We start from the raw sequence: 21,646 nt of genomic DNA, 5'->3' as shown, positions 1-21,646 counted from the left end.
TCACTTGCCCTGGAAAGGTTTGTACCATTTGGCAAGGCCGTCGGTCAGGTCGGCGGCCAGTTGGTCCGGGGTGATCGAACCCGACATCATCTTGGTGATGTCGCCCTGCAGCAGCTCCGATCCCGTCGGCTTCTCGAAACGGAAGTAGACGACATTGATATGCGGCATGGCGGTCTCGTTCAACTTGGCGACGTGGGCCAGCAGCTCGTCCTTGATGACCACGCCCTTGATCGGCGAGATGTTGCCGAGCAATGCCGAGAACTTGTCGCCGAACTCCTTGGTGCCCATCCAGGTGACCAGCTTGAGCGCGGCCTCCTTGTTGGCCGACTTGGCGTTGACGGCATAACCCCCGTCGAAGAATTTGGTCACCTCAGGCACGTCGCCGGCCTTGGCCATCGGCGGGGCGACGAAGTCCATGTTGATGGCCGGGTTCTGGGTCCGGTAGCTGGCGATGTCGAAGCTGCCGCCGGCCAGCATCGCCGCTTTACCGCTGATGAACAGCTGGCCAGCGGTGTCGTAATCGATGCCTTCGAATCCAGGAGGCATGTAGTCGCGCAATTCGAGCAGCTTGCCGAGTGCCGCGACGTAGCGTGGGTCCTTGAAAGTAGTCTTGCCCGACGTCAGGTCTGTGACAAAGTCCTGGCCGAGGAACGGGTTGGTGAAGATGGCGACGAACATCTCGTTGAACCAGCTTGTGCCCATGCCGTTGGCCAGGGGATAGATGCCCTTGTCCTTCAGCGCCTTGCTGACGGTTATGAACTCGTCCCATGTGGTCGGCGGGGTCAGCCCAGCCTTGGCAAAGACGTCCTTGTTGATGAACAGGCCAAGCGTCTGCGAAGCGAAGGGCAGGGAATAGACCTTCTTGTCGGCGCGGTAGGTGCCGGCCACCAGCGCATCGGCGGGCTGGTTGGCGAGTGAAGGAACTGTGGTCAGATCCTGCGGCTCGAAATAGCCTGCTTTCACGAACTGCTCGAGCCAGCCGTAGGCGTGGGTATGGATGACGTCGCCGCCCTTGCCGGCGGCCAGCGCCGTCGAGACGATGGTCGGATAGTTCTCATCCGGGAACGACTCGAACTTCACATGGATGTCCGGGTTCTCCTTGGTGAAATCGGCGAAAAGTTCGTTGTAGGCGGCCTTGTCTTCCTGGCGCCAGGTCCAGAACGAGATGTCGGTTGCATGCGCCACGCCGGCTGCCAATCCCCATGCGAAAGAAGCGGCCGCGAGGCCCAGACCAATCCTTCTCCTGCTCATGTTTGCAATCTCCCAATCGCGCTTGATGCGCTTTTTACGACGATTATCAAATCATAGTTCTTGCCGTCTGCAAAGATAGTTTGTAAAGTTTCCTAACTAATACGAAATCGGACGCGGCAGCCCGCTTCGTCCGGCATGCGCGGTGGATATCGGTGGCTGAGAAAATCATTGCAGGCGTGGATATAGGCGGCACCAAGACGCGCATCATGGCGTGCCTGGGTGAGCGCACGATCGCCGACGAGGTGCTGGTGACGGAGAGTTGGCGTATTCGCCAGATGGAGACCGATGCCACGAGGCTCGCCGACATCGTTGCCGGGTTGTGTGGTGGCGTCTCGCCCGCCGCGCTGGCGGTCGGCGCGCATGGCTGCGATACGGGTGAACAATGCCTGCGCTTCGAGGCGCTGCTGGCGAGCAGGACCGGCGGCGCGGTGCAGGTGGTCAACGATGCCGAACTGATGGTGCCCGCCGCCGGCCATGCCGACGGCATCGGCGTCGTCGCCGGCACAGGTTCCATCGCGGTGGCGCGCACGGCCCAAGGCAAGATGCTGGCGGCGGGCGGCTGGGGCTGGATCCTCGGCGATGAGGGCAGTGCGCCGGCCTTGGTACGCGAAGCCGCCAAGGCGATCCGCCACAGCCTCGACAGGGGCGAGGATGGTGACCCGCTGATTGCCGCACTGATGCGCGAACTCAATACCGACGACCAGACCAAGCTCGGCATCCTGCTCAACGAAACGCGCGGTGCCGCGGTCTGGGGGCGCTATGCCAATGCCGTGTTCGGCGCGGCCATCGCAGGATCGGCTCTGGCCATCCGCGTTATCAGGGAAGGTGGGGCAGGACTTGCCGCGCTGGTCGAACTGTTGATCGAACGCGGCGCCGATCCTGCCCTGGTCGTGGCCGGCGGCGGTGTCATCTCGGAGCAGCCGATGTTGATGACGGCATTCGTCGAGGCCATGGCGAAAGTGTCGCCGTCGAGCCAGATTTTGCTGCTGCGCGAGCCGCCGGTGCTCGGCGGCGTCGCCCTGGCCCGGCGGCTGCTCGTCGACCAAGGGCTATCCTCACACATTGGAGCTGTTTGAATGATGAAGCGTATTGGCTATCGCCAGGCGGTGGCGCGCCAGACGGAAAGCCTCGAGATCGGCAGGCGCTCAGTCGCCGCGGCTCTCGAAGGCCTCGACCTCCAAGCCTTTGCCGGCAAGACGATCGGGCTTGCCGGCATTGGCGCCAGCTACCAGGCGGCGCTGGCCGGCGCGCTTTATCTGCGCGCCTCCGGCATAAGGGCCTTCGCATATACGCCGACAGATCTCTATGGCTGCACGGATGTGGCCGCCGATGCCTTTATCGCGTTGTCGGCCTCCGGGCAGAGCCGTGAAATTTTCGATGTCATGCACGAGGCATCCGCGTCGCCACGCCTGGCAGTCTGCCGTGGCAGCGACAATCCGCTGGCTGATTTGATCGGTGCCGTTCTTGCCACGGATTCGGGCGACGACAATGGCGCCAGCTCGACCGGCTATACCGGAACCTTGCTTGGGCTTGGCATGTTGATCGACCGGCTTGCCGGCAACAGCTTCGACTGGTCGCGTTTGCCCGGCGCGGTCACCACCCTCCTCTCCGGTGCGGAACACGTTGCCGGCCAGGCGGCACGGCTGCTGCAGGGCAGAACGTCGATCGATATCGTCGGCGCCAACGTCGGCTTCGCCAATGCCGGCGAGGCGGCGATGCTGATCCGCGAGGCGGTCCGCGTGCCGGCATCCGGATGGGATACGCTTAACTATCTGCATGGACCGATGGAATCGCAGGATGCGGCGACGGGATTGATCGCCATCGGCGATGGCCGTGAGGTGAAGATCGCGCAGGATGTCGCCGGCTTCGGCTGCTCATCGGTGCTGATCACGCGGCGTATGGATGTCGTTTCGACCGGCAGGCTGGTGGTGATTTCCATCCCGGCCCTTGGCAATAACATCGCCGATGCCATTCTGGAGATCATCGCCATCCAGCTTGTCGTCGGCGACATGCAGGACGCTGCCGGCCTGACCGACATCGTTTTCCGTTACCGGCAGACCGATACCAAGCTGAAGCCATGGTCGCCGACGGAAGTCTGACATCCTTTGCGGACATCGGGGAAATTGCCAAACCGGTCGTCAATGGGGCATTGAGGACGGGATGCGACTTTGAGTCGTGGCGGCGTATTGGCTGCACCGACCCAAGACAGGATTCCAGGGCAAAGGTCGAACGGCTGAGATGGCGGCTGCGGAAATCCCCAATCTGACCGACAGCGCCCGAGCCGTGCTGCGCGTGCTCGCCGCGCATGGGCCGGTCACGCGGCCGAAGCTCGGCGCCATGCTCGACCTGTCGAAGCCGACCATGTCGGCCGCCGTGTCGGAACTGAGCGCGCTCGGCCTCGTTGCCTCGCGCGGTCTGGAACGCGGCGCCATTGGCCGCACGGCGACGATCTACGGCATCGGCCCGGGTGCGGGCTACGCGATCGGCGTCGATGTCGGCGCCGCCCAGGTGCGGGCGATTGCCTATTCGATGGACACACAGAAGCTGGCGTCGGCAGAAGAACCGATTCCAGAAGCCAAGGCCGGCGATGCCGACGAGGTCGGCGCCATCGTCCTGTCGGTGGCGCATGCCACAATGGCCAAGGTCGGCAAGAGTTTTCGCGCGCTGCGCGCCATTGCCGTGGCGGTGCCACGCATTGTCTCCAACGATCGTTTCGACCGCCCCGGTGGGCCGGCGGCCGTGCTTGGCCTGCTGCGCCGTAGCATCGAGGTGCCGATCATCCTGGAGAACAACGTTAATTGCGCGGCCATCGGCGAAATGCATTTTGGCGCCGCGCAAGGCCACCAGACCTTCGCCTTCCTGCAGGTTGGCGTGCGGGTCGGGCTCGGCTTCATCACCGAGGGACGCTTATTTCGCGGCGCCGGGGGTGCGGCCGGCGAAATTGGCCGCATGCCGTTTCCGTGGTCAGCCAACGAAACGCCCTATCGTGAGGGGCTCGAACATTATCTCGGCTCGCGGGCGCTGATCGAGCGCTGCCGTGTCGACTGGCCCACAGGGGACGGTCCGCCGCCGGACTCGGCGAAGGGTCTGTTCGCGCGCGCGCTTGAAGGTTCACAGCCGGCTATGATGGCCGTCGAGCGTCATGCCGCCGATATCGGCAGGCTGGCGGCCGGCTGCATCGGCATGCTTGACCCCGGCTTGATCGTGCTTGGCGGCGGCGTCGGCAGAAACCCGCTGATGACGGAAAGCGTTAGAAACGTGGCAGCGGAACTTGCATGGCCCACACGGATCGCCGTCAGTTCGCTTGAAGATGGCGGCACGGCGCTGGGGGCGGTGAAACTGGCCGTCGACTACAGCCTCGGACTGATGCTACGCGAAGGCCGGCATCCGGCTGTCGTGCTGCCGCCGTTGTCCGGGTTGCAGGCGGACGCAAGGGATACTTGATGAAAAAAGGCAGGCGCGGAGCGCCTGCCTTTCGAGATCGGATGGTCGGTGGTTTACGCAGCCGCAGCAACCTGCTGGCTGGCCACCACTGCGTCGACCTTGGCGGTCGCTTGGCGAATGCTTCGGTGACCGCCTCAGGTTCCTGGGCGACGCCTTCGAGGTGGATGACGAGGCCTTGTGGCCGTCGTCGCCAACGCAAAACTTTTGCCGGAACGGGCGAAGTGATCGACCCAGAACTTCAGCGTCGAGGAGATGTTGAAGTTGATGAAGCCGGTGGCCAGGATCACTGTTTCGGCGGCAAACAACTCGTCCAGCACGGCGTTGGAAACGCCCATCGCTTCAGCCCGGCCCAGGATGCGGGGCATCGGCCGGCGTTTAGATGCCGGTCGCGGCGTTTACAAGCGCTATCGCTACGGAACCCACTCCTTCTTCGCTCCCTTCACGCTTGGTGGCGTAGCCTCCTCTCGAGTCATGTCCAGGAGCTTATCCGTCACTTTCTGCTCCACGTCCTAGCGAGTGGATTCCAATGATCCGTCACGCGGCCTGCCGCCGGGTCGGCCCGCAAAACTACATACGGCCACGGCCCGCCTGCCAGTGTGGCTAGGCCATCGGAGGGTCGCCGCGAGCAGCGAAACGCGGCAACGCTCAGCGCACGTGCAAATTATTTGGAGGTTCTACCGCTGATGTTGCAGAACTTGTCACGGCGATGCGATGGGCACCGTACGGTGCATCTCCAAACGCGATGACGTGCTGCCCATATGCGACTTCTCCCGTTGCTTCCGTTGCCGCTAGAAACTGGATGACAATAAGATGAGGTCACTGGAGTGGCTCACGGCTGGGGATGCCCATTTCCAAGGAGGAGGAGTTGAAATGCAGATAAAATCATTGGCCGCCGCTGGTCTTCTGGTGGCTGCCGCTGCCGCCGGTGTTGTCCCGGCGTCCGCCCAGATGAAGAGCAAGCAGTTTAATATTCTGATGTTGACCGATCTTTCGTCGGTCTATTCGGAGACATCTGGTCCCGGTGACGTCGAATTTGCGAAGATGGCTGTCGACGACTTCGGCGGAAAGGTCAATGGCGTGCCGATCAACGTCATCGTCGTTGACAACAAGCTTGATCCGGCACTCTCGGTTAACAAGGCGCGCGAAATTATAGACTCGCAGGGTGTGAATCTCATAACCGACGTGTCGAGTTCCGCTGCCGCCATCGCCATAGCCAAGCTGGCCAACGAAAGGCACATTCTGACGACCTTTGTCAGCCCGGGCACCACGGCGCTAACCAATGAAGCCTGCGGCAAATACACTTGGCACTACGGGTACGATACCTCGGCCATGTCGGCGCCGGTCAAGCAAATGACCAAGGACGGCACAAAAAAGTGGTATTTTATCACGGCCGACTTTGCCTTCGGAAAGTCGCTGCTGGATTCATTCTCCAAGGCCGTCAAGGAGAATGGTGGTGAGATCGTCGGCGTGGACATGGTGCCGTTTCCGAACGATGATTTCTCGAGCTATCTTCTCAAGGCGCAGGCGGCCGGCGCCGAGGCTATCGGCATACTCGAGTCTGGGCAGGATCTGCGCAACGCGGTGAAGCAGGCTCGGGAATTCGGCTTGATGGATGCCGGCATTAAGATCGTTCCAGGGCAGTTGAACCTGTCCGATGTCAAGGCTCTCGGGCCCGACACCTGGGCCGGCGTGAACGCCGCTCTGATCTGGTATTGGGATCTAGACGACGAAGCCCGAAAATTCGCGAAACGTTTCCACGATAAGCTGAACTTCTATCCTGGTGACATACACGCGGGCAACTATTCCGCCGTTTATCAAGTACTGAAGACCGTCCAGGACATCGGCACGGATGATCCCGACAAGGTGACGGAGGCCCTCGAAGGCCGGCGTTTCAGCGACATGTTCACGAAGGACGCGCTCATGCGCAAACGCGACCACCTTGTGGTGAAGCGTACCTTCATCGGCCAGGTCAAGCCCGCGTCGGAGGTCAAGAAGGACAGCGACTTCTTCAACATCGTCGGATCGGTTCCAGGCGGCGAAGCATATTACCCGGAAGCAGAAAGCACCTGCAAGCACGATTGGTAACGGAAGAACATGTGGTCCGCCGTCGGCTTACCACCGAAGGCGGGGCGCATTCATCCGTAACGCAACCGAGGCCGGCTAATGTCCTATTATGCGATTTTGCTCTTCAACGGACTTGTGACGGGAGGCGTCCTGGCGTTGATGAGCCTGGGAATGAGCATCATCTTCGGCATGATGCGCGTGGTCAATTTCATGCATGGCGCCATGTTCATGCTGGGCGCAATCATCGCGGTGATTCTGGGGTCGCATCTCGGTGTTTCGCTTTGGCTGGGCTTTCTTATCTCGGCTGTTCTGGTCGGATTGTTCGGCGTGCTTATGGAGCGCCTGCTCATCCGCCGTCTTTATGGCCTGGATCTCGCTTACATCCTGATCCTGACCTTTGGTCTCTCGCTCATCATCGAGGACGTCGTTCGGATATTCTACGGCGTAACGTCGGCACCGTACCTTGTGCCGGACCTACTCAAGGGCGCCGTGAGCCTCGGCTTCGCCTCGTATCCGAAGTACCGTCTCTTCGTCGTCGTGGTGTCGATCGTTCTGTGCGTGGGCACGTATTTCGCGCTTGAACGGACGCGCCTGGGCGCGCTGATCAGGGCGGCGTCGGAGCGGCCCAATCTCCTCAAATGCTTCGGCGGCAACGTGCCCCTTCTTGTTTCCGGCACGTTCTTCTTCGCCTCCGCCCTGGCAGGACTGGCGGGAGCGCTTTCCGCCCCGATGCGCAACGTGTCGCCGTTCATGGGACAGGAGATGATCAATTTCGTCTTCGCCGTGGTCGTCGCGGGCGGAATGGGCTCGATCGCCGGATCGGCGATCATGGGCTTTGCGTCGGGCCTAGTCTCGGCCATCGCGGCGATCTTCTACGCGCCGGCGGCCTCCGCGGTCATATACATCCTCATGCTCGGCGTGCTTCTGGTGCGTCCCGGCGGGATTTTCCAAGGCATCGACATCTCGCATTTCGCACTGCATTACACGCCCATGACCGAGCGTGCCCGGCGTGTGTTCCTTAGTCGGCCTGCCGCTCTCATCGCCTTGGCGGCGGCCCTTGTGCTTCCCTGGCTGGTCTATCCGGTCCTTGCGACCGACATCGTTCTTTGGGGACTGTTTGCGCTCGGCTTCGATCTGCTGTTCGCGTTCGGCGGGCTGCTCTCGTTCGGACAGGCCGCCTATTGGGGCACCTCCGCCTATGTCACCGGGATCCTGATGGTCAAGTTCGGGGTTCCGATGGTGCTGTCGCTGCTTTGCGGTGTCGTCCTGAGTACGATCGTCAGCCTGCTTTTCGGCTTCGTCGTCGCAAGGAAGAAGGGGATCTATTTCTCCATGATCACCTTTGCGTTCGCGTCGATCGTCTATTTCGTCGTCAATCAGTTCCCCGACTACACGGGCGGCGAGGACGGGCTGCACGGACTTGTTCGCCCGACCCTGTTGGGTTTGGATCTCAAGAACGACCGGATCTTCTATTATTTTTGCCTGGCCGCCGCAGTGGTGGTGATCTACGCCATCCTCCGGCTTCTCAAGTCGCCTTTCGGCCTTGCGCTTCTCGGCGCCCGCGAGAACGAGCAGCGCATGACGAGTGTCGGCTACAGCGTCTACGGCTTGAGGGTGAAGGCGTATGTGTCTTCGGCCCTGGTGTGCTCGATCGGTGGTGGCCTCTATGCCCTCAACCATCAATTCGTCACGCTTGAGATGGTCGGATGGCGCGCCTCGGGCGAGCCTATCATGATGACGCTTCTCGGCGGTGCCGGCACCATCTTCGGCCCGTTTCTCGGCAGCAGCATCGTCTTGCTCATGCGCAACACGCTGTCGTCGATCACAGACAACGGCAGCCTGTTCCTCGGCCTTCTGTTCGTGGCCGTCGTGCTGCTGTTCCGGCGCGGGATACTGGGCGAACTCGTGCATCATTCGGTCGACCGCGCCGCTTCATCCGATATGGCGGAAAAACCGAAGCGCATCGTAGCAACCGGAGACGTGGCCGATGCCTGATCCTGGCGTTAGTAGCTCCGTGCGCGGGGTGGGGCCGACGGACATGCCCCTGCTCGAATTGCAATCTGTCACAATGAGCTTTGGTGGCTTCACAGCCATCAACGACATCAGCCTGACGTTCGAGAAGAAGCCGGTTTACGGGATCATCGGGCCGAACGGCGCCGGCAAGACGACCCTGTTCAATATCCTGAGCGGTTTCTATCGACCCAGGCGTGGCCGTCTGCTGTTCAACGGTGAAGACATGACGCCTTTTCGTTCCGAGCAGTTTGCCAGGCGCGGGATCGTGCGAAGTTTCCAGATTACCAGCATCTTTCCCAACTTGACGGTCATCGACAATGTCGTCCTGTCGGTGCAGCAGCGGGCGGATGGAGGCATAAAGGCATTCGCGAAGGCCGACTGGCACGACAATCACAGACCTGAAGCGAACGCCTTGCTGGATCAGGTCGGCATTCCGCCATCTCTGCGCGGGCGGCCGGCGAGTGATCTTCCCTACGGTCGCAAGCGGGCTCTGGAACTCGCGATATCACTGGCGGCACACCCGAAGATCCTTCTTCTCGACGAGCCGACTGCCGGAATGACGACCACGGACGTGTCCCGCACGACCGAGCTGATCGCTCAGCTGTCAGCCGAGCGCACGATCATCGTCGTGGAGCACAACCTTGGAGTTATCGCCGACGTCGCCGACGAAATCATCGTGCTGCAACAGGGCGCTCTCCTCGCTCGCGGGCGCTATGACGACGTGCGCAAAGACACCCGCGTGATCGAAGCCTACCTGGGAAAACGCCATTGAGCATGCTGGAGATAAGAAATTTCGATGCCTATTATGGCGAAAGCCATATATTGCAGGGCGTCGAACTGTCCGTCGAAGCGGGCGAGGTCGTTACGCTGGTGGGTCGCAACGGCGCCGGCAAGACCACTCTGCTGAAATCCATCATCGGCGATATACCGCGCCGAACGGGGAGCATCCATTTCGACGGTTCGGAAATTATCGACCTTTCACCCGAGCGAATCTGCAGGACGGGGATCGGCTTCGTGCCGGAGGACCGCGGCATATTCTCGACGTTGAACGTCTACGAGAACCTGACGATCGGTCGGCCACATGGAAGCATGGGATGGCCGCTCGAGCGGATCTACCGGCATTTTCCAATCCTCGAGGCCCGGCGCTCGCAAAAGGCGGCGTCGCTCTCCGGAGGAGAGAAGCAGATGTTGGCGATAGCGCGCCCTCTTTACATGGGCGCGTCGTTCCTGCTGCTTGACGAGCCGACAGAGGGCCTCGCCCCGGTGATCGTCGATGCGATCGGCGCGATCATCAAGGATGTCAAGTCGACCGGGCTGACAATTCTGCTCGTAGAGCAGAATCTTCAGTTCGCGGCCGAGGTCGCGGACAGGTACTACGTGATCGAGAACGGGAAAATCCTGAAGGAACTGACGAAGCTCCAGATGGCCGACGAGGAACAAAGCCTGCTCGATCATCTTGGCGTTTGACAGCTTCGTCGGATTTCCCATTGAAAAGCCGCGCCCGAATTGACCTTGGGACCAATCTTCCAAGGTCGCTGGGAGCCTTACCAGGGCAATGCCGGCGCTATGCGTTTCATGGGGCCGGAGAGAGCGAACCCATCCGGCCAACTTGCTGACTTACCGAGGCGATTGGGCCGGCACGATCGACTGGGCGATAACGTGATCTGCATCGTGGTTCGCGACGGACGCATGTCGAAATGAGCCTTCAAGACGTCTGAGCCGACTTCTAGATTGCTGGTGGCCTGCTACCTGCGGGGAACTCGCCGGCGACGAGCGTCTGGTGTCCAGCCGCAAGCGCCGTCCAGCGAGCGTCCGCGACGTGTGCAGCCAGGCGCCGTCGCGAAGAGGTTACCATGGCGAAGACACTGTATGAAAAAATCTGGGATGCACATGTCGTCAAGCCGCTGAGCGACAACAGGGCCATTCTGTTCGTCGACCGGCATCTGGTTCACGAAGGTGTCGCGACCTACGCGTTTTCAGGCCTACGTACGCACGGGCGCAAGGTGCATCGCCCCGACCTGACCATCGGCGTTGCCGACCACGTCGTCCCCACGACTCCCCGCGTCAATGGGATCGCCTATGAGGACGAGGACGCCCGCAAGATGGTGCAGGACATCGAGGCCTATTGCCGCGAGGCCGGCATCGACGTCTATTCGGTCGGCAACCGCAGCCAGGGCATCGTCCACGTGATCGGGCCGGAACTTGGCTTTGTGCTGCCTGGCGCGCTGCTTGTGTGCGGCGACAGCCACACCTCCACCCACGGCGCCTTCGGGGCACTCGCTTTCGGCATCGGCATCTCCGAAGTCGAGCATGTGCTGGCGACACAGACCATCGTGCAGCGCAAGTCCAAGTCGATGCGTGTCAACGTGAAGGGCGAGCTTCCCCGCGGCGCCACGGCGAAGGACCTGATCCTGTCGATCCTGCACACGATCGGCGTGTCGGGCGGCACCGGCCACGTCATAGAATACCAGGGCGAGGCGGTTCGGGCGCTGACCATGGAACAGCGCATGACGCTGTGCAACATGTCGATCGAGGGCGGTGCGCGCGCCGGCATGGTGGCACCCGACGAGAAGACCATTGCCTATCTGGAGGGGCGCAAATACGCCCCGAAGGGCGACATGTGGAAGCGGGCGGCGGAATGCTGGCGCTCACTGAAATCCGATCCGGACGCGATCTTCGACACGGATGTCGAAATCGCCGGGGCCGACGTGATACCTTTCGTCACCTGGGGCACCAACCCCGGTCAATCGCTGCCGATCGTCGGCAAGGTCCCAGATCCATCGTCCTGCGATAGCGAGAGCGAGCGGGCCAGTACCCAGGGGGCGCTCGACTATATGGGCCTGCAGCCCAGGCAGGCGCTGACCGACATCCGCATCGACCACGTCTTCATCGGCTCATGCACCAACGGCCGCATCGAGGATTTGCGTGACGCGGCCGCCGTGGTGCGGGGGCGCAAGGTGGCCGATGGCACGAGCGCCTGGATCGTGCCCGGCTCGGGGTCGGTCAAGGAGCAGGCGGAGCAGGAGGGTCTCGACCGGATATTCATCGAGGCCGGTTTCGACTGGCGCGAGCCCGGCTGCTCGATGTGTCTGGCGATGAACGGCGAGCGGCTGAAGCCCGGCGAACGCTGCGCTTCGACATCGAACCGCAATTTCGAAGGGCGACAGGGGCGCGGGGCGCGCACGCATCTCATGAGCCCAGCCATGGCCGCCGCCGCGGCGGTCACGGGCCACCTAACAGATGTGCGCGAACTGATCTGAGGCAAACATGGAACCGATCTCCGGGCACAGCGGCATCGCCGCGCCCTTTCCGATGTCCGACGTCAACACGGACCTGATCTATCCCCAGCAATTCCTGCGTAAGCCGGATCGCAACGCGATGGCACCGTTCCTGTTCCACAGCCTGCGTTACAGATCGGACGGCACGCCGAATCCGGATTTCATACTCAACAAGGAACCCTACGACGAGGCGACGATCCTCATCGCCGGCCGCAATTTCGGCTCCGGCTCGTCGCGCGAGCACGCGCCCTGGGCATTGAAATCGTTCGGCATACGCTGCCTGATCTCTTCCATGTTCGCCGATATCTTCAAGGCGAACTGCATCAACAACGGCATTGTTCCCGCGACCATCAGCGAAGAGGCGTTGGCAGAATGCCTGCGCGCGGCCGCCAACCCGCAGGAGGCGCACTTCACCGTAGACCTGGAAAGGCGTGAGCTCAGGAATCGACGGCTCGGCACAGTGCCGTTCGAGATTTCAGATTCCGACCGCGATCGGCTGCTCAAGGGCAACGATTTTATCGACGATACGCTGGCGGAACTTCCGGCGATCGAAAATCATGAGAAAGCCTCGGCGGAAGCGGTGCCATGGCTCAATCTCGGCTCTCCAGTCAAATAATCCCAAGAGCCGAGCGGCGTTGCCGGCCGCGTCCCATATCCAAAACCTGAACGGTGGTCCGGCTCAGGGCAGCAGGCGGGCGACGTCGAAAATGTCGTCGGAAATGATGTAGCCGTTACCCTGCATGCGTCCGACGATGCGCATCTTCTCTGTGTCGACATAGAATCGTTCCGAATCGATCAGCAAATCGTCGCGGATATGCATGACTTGCACGAGGCCGAGGATCAGGGACCGGTACGGGCCGAGCTCGACGATCTGCATCAGCTTGCACTCGAAGGATACCGGGCTTTCTACGATCCGTGGCGCGCCGATCGACAGCGACGGGCTGGAGGTCAGTCCCGAGGCGCTGAATTCATCGATGCCCGGGCCGTATTCGGTCGCTGTGGCGTTCATCGCCTGCAACCGGTCCTCATCGACCAGGTTGACGACAAATTCGCCGGTGGCACGGACGTTACGGCCGGTGTCCTTGCGGTCACCCGGCGTCCGGTCGTTGATCGAGAATCCGACCACCGGCGGCTCCTCACCGAAGACATTGAAGAAGGAGAACGGCGCGGCATTGCGCTCGCCGGTTTCGCTGATGGTGGAAACCCAGGCGATCGGACGGGGCGTGATGGTGGAGGACAGGAGCTTGTACCGCTCGATGGGCTTCAGGTCGGAAAAATTGAAATGCATGCCTGCTCCGGTAGGTTCGAAATCGGCGGTCTCGGCGTCCGTTCGCCGGGTCCGCTACGGCTGTATGCATTCCTGTCGCTGTTCGCCAAGGCCCTCGATGCCCAAGGTAATAATGTCGCCAGCCTTGAGGAAGACATTGGGATTCTGGCCGAGCCCGACGCCGGGCGGCGTGCCGGTGGAGATGATGTCGCCGGGACGAAGGCTCATGAACTGTGACAGATAGGAAACCAGGTAGCGCACGCCGTAGACCATGGTCGCCGTCGAACCGTGCTGAAAGCGTTTGCCCTGGACCTCGAGATGCATTTTCAGGGCTTGCGGGTCGGAGATCTCGTCGGCTGTGACCAGCCATGGACCGATCGGGCCGAAAGTGTCGGCTGACATGCCCTTCGTCCACCGGCCTTGTCGTTCGGCCTGGAAGGCGCGTTCTGACAGATCGTTGACCACGCAATAGCCGGCGACATGGTCCATCGCGTTGTCTTCGGAGACATACGTCGCCATCTTGCCGATGATGACGCCGAGTTCGACTTCCCAGTCGGTCTTCTCGGAACCGCGCGGAATCTCGACCCGGTCACACGGCCCGATGATCGCCGACGTCGCCTTCATGAGATGATCGGCTCAGGCGGCACCGCAGCGCCGGTTTCTTCCGCGTGGTCGAAGTAGTTCAGCCCGATGCAGATGAATTTGCCGGTGCCGGCAACACAAGGACCGACGAGCGGATTGCCGCCGACGACCGGGAGGGTTGCCATATCGAGGGTGCGCAGCGCATCGAGCCCCTCGGGAAACAGCGTCCGGCCGGCAATGTCGGCGACATGACCGGAAAGGTCGCGAATCCGGCCATCGCTGTCGAGAATGCCGGGCTTTTCCGCGTCCGGCTCGCCATAACGCAGCAATTTCATCGCGTGTCCCACTCCAGTTGAATTTCTGCCCGGGATTTTCGGTCTGTCAGGAAGCGTGAAATCGATATGCCCGGGCAGGGCAGCCTCCTCCCGACGCGCGTGATAGGGTAAGCTCAGCCGACCGCCCGCGTGCTGGCTTGAGCCTGGAAGGCTTCCACAACGGCGTCGCCCATTTCGCTGGTGGCGACCTGACGGCAGCCGGGCCGCATGATGTCGGCGGTGCGGTAGCCGGCGCCAAGCACCGAGCGGACTGCCGCCTCGATACGCGCCGCCTCGTGTTCCAGGAAGAAGGAATAGCGAAGCATCAGCGCTGCCGAGAGAATTGCCGCAAGCGGATTGGCGATGTTACGGCCGGCAATGTCCGGCGCGGTGCCGTGGACGGGCTCGTAGAGCCCCTTGTTCCCCGCACCCAACGAGGCCGACGGCAGCATGCCGATCGAACCGGCCAGCATCGCCGCGGCATCGGAGAGGATGTCGCCGAAGACATTGCCGGTGACGATGACGTCAAACTGCCTGGGATTGCGGATCAGCGCCATGGAAGCCGCATCGACATATAGATGTGTCAGTTCCACATCCGGATAGTCCTTGCCGACGCGGGTCATCACCTCGCGCCACAGCATCATTGTCTCCAGCACATTCGACTTGTCGACAGAGCACAGCTTTTTGCTGCGCTTCCGCGCCGCCTGAAATCCCACATGGGCGATACGTTCTATCTCGCTCTCGGTGTAGCGCATTGTATTGATGCCTTCGCGCTCGCCGGCCAAATTGACCGAGATGCCGCGCGGCTCGCCGAAATAGAGGTCTCCATTCAACTCCCGCAGGATCAACATATCGACCCCCTCGACCACTTCCGGCTTCAGTGTGGATGCGTCGAGCAATTCGGGATAGAGCAGCACCGGACGGAAATTGGCATAAAGCGACAGTGCCCGCCGGAGCCGCAACAGCCCGTTGCCAGCACCCTCGGCCGGCGGACGGTGTTCGTCGGCGGGCACACCGGTGCCGCCAAGCAGAATGGCGTCGACCTCGCGGCAGAGCTCAAGCGTTTTTTTCGGCAACGCATCACCGACCGTCTGAATGCCTTCGTCACCGATGACGCCTTCTATCATCTCGAAGGCGAGGCCCTCGCCGGCGAGTACGCGCAACACCTTGACCGCCTCGGCGGTCACCTCCTTGCCGATTCCGTCGCCGGGAAGTACCGCGATTTTCACGTCCTGTTTCTCCAGATAGATTTCACAGGAGCGCAATCCACCACGGCCCGCGCCCTGTCCGGCGTCTTATAGGTCTGCCGCTAGAATTCTCGAAGTCGTCCTTCGGAAGCCGTCCATCGCCATAGGCGAATGCGCCTCGACGGCCGCCGGCCCACCGCTCCGACGACGAAGGTGGCTGAGATGAGCGCGCCTTACCGGCTCTCGCTGTTGGTAAGGTGGTTGAGCAGCAGGCGCACGGGCGCCGGCATGGTCTGGCTTTCCTGCACGCAAAGGTTCCACTGTCGCTCGGCCCAGGATTCGTCAAGGACGATGGCGACGGTGTTGCCGCTGGTCACGTAGCGCTCGGCGCACTTCTCGGGCACCAGGCCGATGCCCAGCCCGGCTTCGACCATGCTGAATACGGTTTCGAAACCGTTGACGCGGACCGGCATCCGCAACGAGCGGGTGAGTTCGGAGGCAGCGCGTAGCACGAGCGAGTCGAGGAAGGATCCCTTCATCGGTCCGATGAGATCGAAATCCGTGAATTCGGCAAACTTGATGATCGCCCGGTCCGCCAGCGGATGGTCCTTGTGAACGAGAGCGACAATGCGGTCGACCCGATAGGGAATGACCTTCAAGCCTTGGCGCGGCACAACGCCGCCGAACACGCCTATGTCTGCGGCGTTCTCCGCCACTGCCTCGACGGCCTGCTGGCTGGTGCCTTCCTGCAAGTCGATGCGCACGCCGTTATGCAGGGCGAGGAACTCGCCAAGATCGCGCGGCAGGTGCTGGATGATCGTGGAAACGCTGGCATGGACGCGGACGTGGCCGCGCATGCCGCTGGCATGGTGGGACAGTTCGGATTCCATCTGGCGCAGATCGCGCAAGACCACACGCGCGTGATGCAGCAGCGAATAGGCGGCTGCGGTCAGCTCCAGCCCCTTGGAATTGCGCACGAACAACGGAGTCTTCAGCCGGACCTCGAGATCGGAAATGCGCTTGCTGACTGCCGACGCAGCTATGTGTTCGCGATCGGCGGCCTTGGCTATGCTTTGCTCTTCACAAACGGCAACGAACAATTCCAATGACAACAGGTCGAAACGCACTCGTCACACAGCTCCATGCTTGGATTGCCCGACCGCTATTCACGATCCTCACGCCAGGAAGGGACCGACGATCGCGACCGTTCAGTTGCGCGGGCTCATCGCGGATCACGACGCACGCATTCCCAATCAAGTCTTCGCGCTGGCCGCCCTGTCTCCAATAAGGTCGTATTCCGGTTTGGCAGAAAACACAAAACGAAATTGCCCGATGCGGTGAAGCCGGGATGCCACCGGAAAGGACAGGATCCATCCATACATGAACCAATATGATCTCAAAGGCCGCACCGCGATCGTCACGGGCGGTGCTCAAGGTATCGGCTTTGCCGTCGTTGAGCGTATGCTCGAGTCGGGTGCGCATGTCTCCATTTGGGACCGCGATGAGACGGTGCTGAGCGCCTGCGCTGACGAACTGGGACAGCACGACCGTGTGCACTGCCTGAAAGCCGATATCGGTGTGCTTGCCTCGGTGGAGGCGGCGGCGAAGGCGACGCTCAAGCGCTATGGCAGGGTCGACATCCTAATTAACAACGCCGCTGTCGTTGGCCCTAATATGCCGACCTGGGAGTATCCGCCGGACGCCTTCGCAGAGGTGTTCCAGGTCGGCCTCAATGGCACCTTCCACTGCTGCCGTACCATCGTGCCGCACATGATGGAGAAGGGCTACGGACGCATCGTCAATCTCAGCTCCATCGCCGGCAAGGAAGGCAATCCCAACGCGGTCGCCTATTCGTCGATGAAGGCCGGCGTGATCGCGCTGACCAAGTCGCTGGGTAAGGAGTTGGCAGACCGCAACATCGCCGTTAACTGCGTGACCCCCGCCGTCGCCAAGACACCGGGGGCGATGGCCCAGGCGCCCGAACACATTGCCTACATCCTTGGAAAGATCCCGCGCGGGCGCATGCTCGAACTGAGGGAGGCAGCGTCCATGATCTGCTGGCTGGCGACCGAGGAGAATTCATTCACCACCGGTGCGGTCTTCGACCTGTCGGGTGGACGGGCGACGTACTAGGTCGGCTATAACAGACAATCGAAGAGGAGATCCCCATGCATTCATATGTTTTCGAAAACGCGCGCGTGCTTGACGGTTCCTCGCAGGAAGGGGAGTACGACCGTCACGTGCGGGTTTCGGAAGGTCTGATCGACGAAGTTTCCGACGCGCCGATCAAGGACACAAACGCGATCAGGATCGACCTAAGGGGCAAGACGCTAATGCCCGGCCTGATCGATTGCCACGTCCACGTCTATTCGGCGGCTGAAGATCCGTCCACCAGTTCGCGTATGCCCAACGAACTGGTTGCGCTGCATGCGGCCAAGATCGTCAAGGGCATGCTGACGCGCGGCTTCACGACGATCCGCGATGTGGGAGGCGCAACGCTCGGCTTCAAACATGCGCTCGAGACTGGTCTGATCGAGGGACCGAGGCTGACCATGTGCGGCAAGGCCTTTGTCCAGTCCGGCGGCCATACCGACCCGCGCGAGCGGGGCGAACTGATCTCGGCCGAGACCTTCAACAACCGGCTCGGCAATGTGTCGAAGATCGTCGACGGCGTTGACGAATGCCGCCGCGCTGCGCGCGAGGAGATCCGCAAGGGAGGGCAGTTCATCAAGGTGATGGCCGGCGGTGGCGCGGCGCAGCTGCGGATGCCACGCTCATGGAATGCCTATTCGATGGACGAGCTTCGCGCCTTCCAGGAGGAGGCGGACAATGCCAAGACCTATGTTTGCGTGCACGCCCACTCCGACGAATCGATAGCACGCGCGTTGGCTTGCGGGATCAAATCGATAGAGCACTGTACGCTGATCACCCCCGAGACGGCCGCGATCATGGCCGAGAAGGGAGCCTATTCGACACCGACGATCAGCGCGTACGAGGCGCAGATCATCGAAGCAGAAAGGCTGGGACTTGACGCGGGTGCCGTCGAGCGCCTGAAGTGGGTGCGCGATCGTGGACCGGAATCGCTGGAGATTATGCACAAGGCCGGCGTGAAGATCTGCCACGGCTCGGACCATCTCGGCTTCCTGCACCCGTACCAGAACCTGGAATTCAATATCCGCGCAGAGGCGCTGCCGGCCATCGAGGTAATACGCTCGACCACCCTTAACGCGGCTGAATTGTGCCTGATGCCCGGCAAGGTCGGCACCATTGCCGCGGGTGCTTATGCTGACATGATCGTAATCGACGGCGATCCGCTTAAGGACATCTCGCTGCTCGGCGACGAAGGCAAATCTTTCCAGGCAGTCATGAAGGGTGGGGTTTTCTATAAGAACGAACTTCCCAAATAGGAGTGGATGGATTTGGCAAGATGGAGGCTGTGGTTGGGGTGACGGGCGCAAATGCCGCTGCGTCTTTCGCATCGTGGGGGCCGGCTCGATGGCCGCCTCTCGGAAGAAGGAGAAGAGACGTTTCGGGAGTTCGACGATGATCGTTTGCTTGCCACGACGGGTGAGCGCGCGCGAGACCCTGAAGTTGATATCCTCCGGGCAGTACTGTCACCAGATAGCAATGCCTCGATCACTTCGTAGCGCCATCGCGGTGCCGCCGCACTATATTGCAGAGCCGCCGTTCAACACCCAAGGGGTGCGCCATCCTATTCGGTTGGTTCCGAAGAAAGGCGGGAAAGGAGACCGCGAATGGAGAAACGCAGACCTTCCGGCGCGAAGACGAGGTCAGGAGGTTCTCCAAACAAGTTAGTCAATGCGGCGCGCATATATCGTGTCCCATATCCCACCCTCAAGGGTTCGATCACCGGCGGCCCCCCCGATTCGGTCCATCTCAAAATCAGCGTCGGTTGCGAGCTCGAGGCGATCTTCCATTCCAATCGGATTCTGCCTTCAGGCTGAGATAAGCCGCCATATTTGATGGCGTTAGTCGCGAGTTCGTGAAGGCTGAGAGCGAGGGTTGTGCCCGCCTCCCGCGAAAGCAGCAGCTCAGGTCCTTCAACGATGATGCTGCTTTGTCCCTCGGATCTGTAGGGCGCGAGGATTGAGTTCGCGACGTCCATCAAAGGCACCGTCTCGCCGCCCGCAGCAAAGACGGCGGAATGAACATTCGACAGGGCTCTCAATCGTCCTTTGAAGTCTTCTGCGAGGCCGTCTGCCGAGATTGCGCCGCGTCGCGTCATATCAAAGATCGACACCACGGTTGCCAGGATGTTTTTTACCCGATGATTGAGCTCGTGACGCAGCTCCGTCTCTCGCTCGAGATAATCGCGCACGTCGCGCTGGCGAGCTCTGGTAAGGAGTGCGGACTGGATGCCGCTTATCAGTTCCAGCGCCGCCACTGGCCGTTGATAGAATATCTGGCGTGAACGTGGCCAGGCTGCACTCAGGGCCGCCTGGATGCCCGACTGGCGCGCGCGTCGGTCCAGCAGGACTATGATGGGAATCTCCGACCAGTTGGGTTGGCCTTGAAGAAACCTGGCGATGGTGGCGATAGCCTCCGGATTAAGTGCTTCATGCGTAACGACAAGCACCCCGGGAGATTCGGTCAGCAGCTTCCCTAAATCTGCGGTGTTGGCCGCTTGAGCCCGAATGCCGCGCTCTTGCAGCAGAGAGGCCGTATAGGAGGCGTCCTTGCGGTAGGGTGCTAAAATGAGCACCCAATCGAGTGTTCCCAAGCCGTTATGCTCGACGTCGCTCACGTCTCAGGCAAAGGATTGTAGGCAACGACCGAAACACCGGAACTCGCGATGAAGAGTTCTCGGACATCGAGGTCGTGGGGACCATGGCGCTTTTTGACGACCGTGATGTTGCGTCTCAGCCTGCCTTCATGCTCGGCCATGCGAAGGAGAAGCACCGTGTCGCCCAGAAAGCTGACATCCACGTCGATCCCGACATTCTGTCCGAGCAATCCATGCTGAGCGACAATGAGCATGGTCAGTACGTCCGCGCGCGCGAGATGCTTGAGGAGAGACTGGATGTCGAGCACCGCTTTTTCGCGGTGGGGAAGCGAATTCAGATAGCCGGTGAAGCTGTCGATCACCACAACGCGCGTTTTGTTGCGGCTGACCACCCGCTGCACGATCTGGCCGAACTCGCCCGGAGAGATCTCGTTCGGGCTGAAATCATGGATGATGAGCTGGCCGTCCTTATAAAATTGCCGCAAATCCATCCCCAAGCCCTCGGACCGGCGAAAGAAGGTCTCCAGCCGTTCCTCAAACAGAAAGAGGGCAACGCTCTCGCCTCGCTGGAGAGCAGCTGTCGCGTAAAGTGACGACATCGTTGACTTGCCAGTTCCTGACTGGCCGATCACGAGCGTGATCGTTCCTGATTCCTGACCGCCCCCGAACATCTCGTCGAGGGCGTCGACCCCGGATTTGATCAGTTGTGGCTTGGCAACTTCGGTGACCGAACCGGGCACAATCCTCGGGAACACGACGATGCCTTCGCCCTCGCGAATGGCCATGTCATGATAACCGTCGGCAAACGGCACCCCCCGCATCTTGCTGACTTCGATACGCCGACGCACGGCGCCATAGTCCTCGAGCGATTTATCCAACCGGATGACGCCGTGCGCGATCCCCTCGATCTCCTCGCCGTTGTGGTCGCCCCCACTGGTTTGCGTATCAAGCAGAACCGCCACGATTCCCCGTCTGGCGAGGAAAGCCTTGAAGCCGATCAGTTCGCGGCGAAACCTTGGCGTGTCGCCGGTGATCAGCCGGATTTCAAGAAGAGAGTCGTAAACCAGCCGATGGGGTTTATGTTCTTCGATCGCGCGTTCGATCGCCTTGCGCGTTTCGTCCAGTCGAAGATCGGACGTCTGAAAAATGCTCTGATCGGCAGCGCCACTGAGGGTGTCGGAAGCTGACAGTTCCTCGACGCGAATTCCGTCGAGCGTCCAACCGTGTGAAGAAGCGATCGCCTGGAGCTCGGCGGCGGTTTGCGAAAGGCTGACATAAATGCAGCGTTCACCGGCCGCCACCCCGGCGCGCAGAAATTGCAAAGCCGCCGTGGTCTTGCCTGCGCCTGGATCGCCCTGCACGATGTAAAAATTTGAAGCTGGCAGTCCGCCACAAAGGATTTCGTCCAAACCAGCAATGCCGGAAGTTACAACGGGCTGCTTCTTTCGCTCGGTCATGTCCGCCTCGTGCCACCAGGTTGGAAATCCTCAGCCCATCGTCGG

The 21,646-nt window shown here is 61.3% G+C and carries 17 protein-coding genes and 2 pseudogenes; 11 read left to right on the top strand and 8 right to left on the bottom strand.

Features of this window, described 5'->3' with window-relative positions; genetic code table 11:
• A complete protein-coding gene (locus tag LB533_RS18075; protein ID WP_140643110.1) occupies positions 1 to 1,251 on the bottom strand; it encodes an extracellular solute-binding protein in 1,251 nt (416 codons plus the stop codon).
• Positions 1,252 to 1,403: 152 nt separating this feature from the next.
• Between LB533_RS18075 and LB533_RS18070 the strand changes: the two genes are divergently transcribed.
• From LB533_RS18070 to LB533_RS18060, 3 genes are all read left to right on the top strand, one after another.
• A complete protein-coding gene (locus LB533_RS18070; RefSeq protein ID WP_224557523.1) occupies positions 1,404 to 2,327 on the top strand; it encodes a BadF/BadG/BcrA/BcrD ATPase family protein in 924 nt (307 codons plus the stop codon).
• The gene (locus LB533_RS18065) at positions 2,328 to 3,350 is read left to right on the top strand and encodes an SIS domain-containing protein (RefSeq protein ID WP_140643112.1); all 1,023 of its coding nucleotides are present in this window, start codon (positions 2,328 to 2,330) and stop codon (positions 3,348 to 3,350) included.
• Between the two features lie 139 nt (positions 3,351 to 3,489).
• Complete coding sequence (locus tag LB533_RS18060) at positions 3,490 to 4,695, top strand: ROK family transcriptional regulator (RefSeq protein ID WP_224677866.1); 1,206 nt, start codon at positions 3,490 to 3,492, stop codon at positions 4,693 to 4,695.
• A 53-nt stretch (positions 4,696 to 4,748) separates the two neighbouring features.
• On the opposite strand, the pseudogene LB533_RS18055 reads toward LB533_RS18060, so the two are convergent.
• Positions 4,749 to 5,042: pseudogene (locus LB533_RS18055) on the bottom strand (NAD(P)H-dependent oxidoreductase); the annotation flags it as partial.
• Between the two features lie 523 nt (positions 5,043 to 5,565).
• Between LB533_RS18055 and LB533_RS18050 the strand changes: the two are divergent.
• The 6 genes from LB533_RS18050 (at position 5,566) to leuD (ending at position 12,666) form a co-directional block, all read left to right on the top strand.
• Entirely contained in the window at positions 5,566 to 6,780 is a 1,215-nt protein-coding gene (locus LB533_RS18050) for an ABC transporter substrate-binding protein (protein ID WP_181169521.1), read from the top strand.
• Between the two features lie 78 nt (positions 6,781 to 6,858).
• Positions 6,859 to 8,754 (top strand): ABC transporter permease, encoded by a 1,896-nt coding sequence (locus LB533_RS18045; protein WP_140643119.1) that lies wholly within the window; start codon positions 6,859 to 6,861, stop codon positions 8,752 to 8,754.
• The gene (locus tag LB533_RS18040; RefSeq protein ID WP_140643121.1) at positions 8,747 to 9,544 is read left to right on the top strand and encodes an ABC transporter ATP-binding protein; all 798 of its coding nucleotides are present in this window, start codon (positions 8,747 to 8,749) and stop codon (positions 9,542 to 9,544) included. Before LB533_RS18045 ends, LB533_RS18040 begins: the two co-directional genes overlap by 8 nt.
• Before the next feature lie 2 nt (positions 9,545 to 9,546).
• On the top strand, positions 9,547 to 10,239 hold the full coding sequence (locus LB533_RS18035) for an ABC transporter ATP-binding protein (RefSeq protein ID WP_140643123.1): 693 nt from the start codon (positions 9,547 to 9,549) through the stop codon (positions 10,237 to 10,239).
• Positions 10,240 to 10,625: 386 nt separating this feature from the next.
• Positions 10,626 to 12,032 (top strand): 3-isopropylmalate dehydratase large subunit, encoded by a 1,407-nt coding sequence (leuC, locus tag LB533_RS18030; protein WP_140643125.1) that lies wholly within the window; start codon positions 10,626 to 10,628, stop codon positions 12,030 to 12,032.
• 7 nt (positions 12,033 to 12,039) lie between these two features.
• Positions 12,040 to 12,666 carry a 3-isopropylmalate dehydratase small subunit gene (gene leuD, locus LB533_RS18025; protein WP_224677865.1) on the top strand — a complete coding sequence of 209 codons (627 nt, stop codon included), beginning with the start codon at positions 12,040 to 12,042 and terminating at the stop codon, positions 12,664 to 12,666.
• Positions 12,667 to 12,729: 63 nt separating this feature from the next.
• Here the strand turns inward: leuD and LB533_RS18020 are convergent, their stop codons facing one another.
• The 4 genes and pseudogenes from LB533_RS18020 to LB533_RS18005 form a co-directional block, all read right to left on the bottom strand.
• Positions 12,730 to 13,338 (bottom strand): flavin reductase family protein, encoded by a 609-nt coding sequence (locus LB533_RS18020; RefSeq protein ID WP_224677864.1) that lies wholly within the window; start codon positions 13,336 to 13,338, stop codon positions 12,730 to 12,732.
• Between the two features lie 54 nt (positions 13,339 to 13,392).
• A pseudogene (locus tag LB533_RS18015) lies at positions 13,393 to 14,234 on the bottom strand (fumarylacetoacetate hydrolase family protein).
• Positions 14,235 to 14,347: 113 nt separating this feature from the next.
• Positions 14,348 to 15,442 (bottom strand): 3-isopropylmalate dehydrogenase, encoded by a 1,095-nt coding sequence (gene leuB, locus LB533_RS18010; RefSeq protein ID WP_224677863.1) that lies wholly within the window; start codon positions 15,440 to 15,442, stop codon positions 14,348 to 14,350.
• Between the two features lie 191 nt (positions 15,443 to 15,633).
• The gene (locus LB533_RS18005; RefSeq protein WP_224677862.1) at positions 15,634 to 16,527 is read right to left on the bottom strand and encodes a LysR family transcriptional regulator; all 894 of its coding nucleotides are present in this window, start codon (positions 16,525 to 16,527) and stop codon (positions 15,634 to 15,636) included.
• Between the two features lie 253 nt (positions 16,528 to 16,780).
• Here LB533_RS18005 and LB533_RS18000 point away from each other — a divergent pair, with 253 nt between their 5' ends.
• Both LB533_RS18000 and LB533_RS17995 read left to right on the top strand, forming a co-directional pair.
• Complete coding sequence (locus tag LB533_RS18000) at positions 16,781 to 17,533, top strand: SDR family NAD(P)-dependent oxidoreductase (protein WP_224628808.1); 753 nt, start codon at positions 16,781 to 16,783, stop codon at positions 17,531 to 17,533.
• 35 nt (positions 17,534 to 17,568) lie between these two features.
• Positions 17,569 to 18,807, top strand: a complete 1,239-nt coding sequence (locus tag LB533_RS17995; protein ID WP_224677861.1) for a metal-dependent hydrolase family protein — start codon at positions 17,569 to 17,571, stop codon at positions 18,805 to 18,807.
• A gap of 305 nt (positions 18,808 to 19,112) precedes the next feature.
• Here the strand turns inward: LB533_RS17995 and LB533_RS17990 are convergent, their stop codons facing one another.
• Together LB533_RS17990 and LB533_RS17985 are read right to left on the bottom strand one after the other, a co-directional pair.
• Positions 19,113 to 20,165 (bottom strand): sensor histidine kinase, encoded by a 1,053-nt coding sequence (locus LB533_RS17990; protein WP_224677860.1) that lies wholly within the window; start codon positions 20,163 to 20,165, stop codon positions 19,113 to 19,115.
• A complete protein-coding gene (locus LB533_RS17985; RefSeq protein WP_224677859.1) occupies positions 20,162 to 21,601 on the bottom strand; it encodes an ATPase domain-containing protein in 1,440 nt (479 codons plus the stop codon). Before LB533_RS17985 ends, LB533_RS17990 begins: the two co-directional genes overlap by 4 nt.
• Positions 21,602 to 21,646: the final 45 nt, after the last annotated feature.

Source organism: Mesorhizobium sp. BR1-1-13 (assembly GCF_020165515.1).
In the GTDB taxonomy this organism is placed as follows: domain Bacteria; phylum Pseudomonadota; class Alphaproteobacteria; order Rhizobiales; family Rhizobiaceae; genus Mesorhizobium.
Note: the sequence above shows the minus strand (reverse complement) of the source record. Positions and strands in the feature narration are given on the sequence as shown.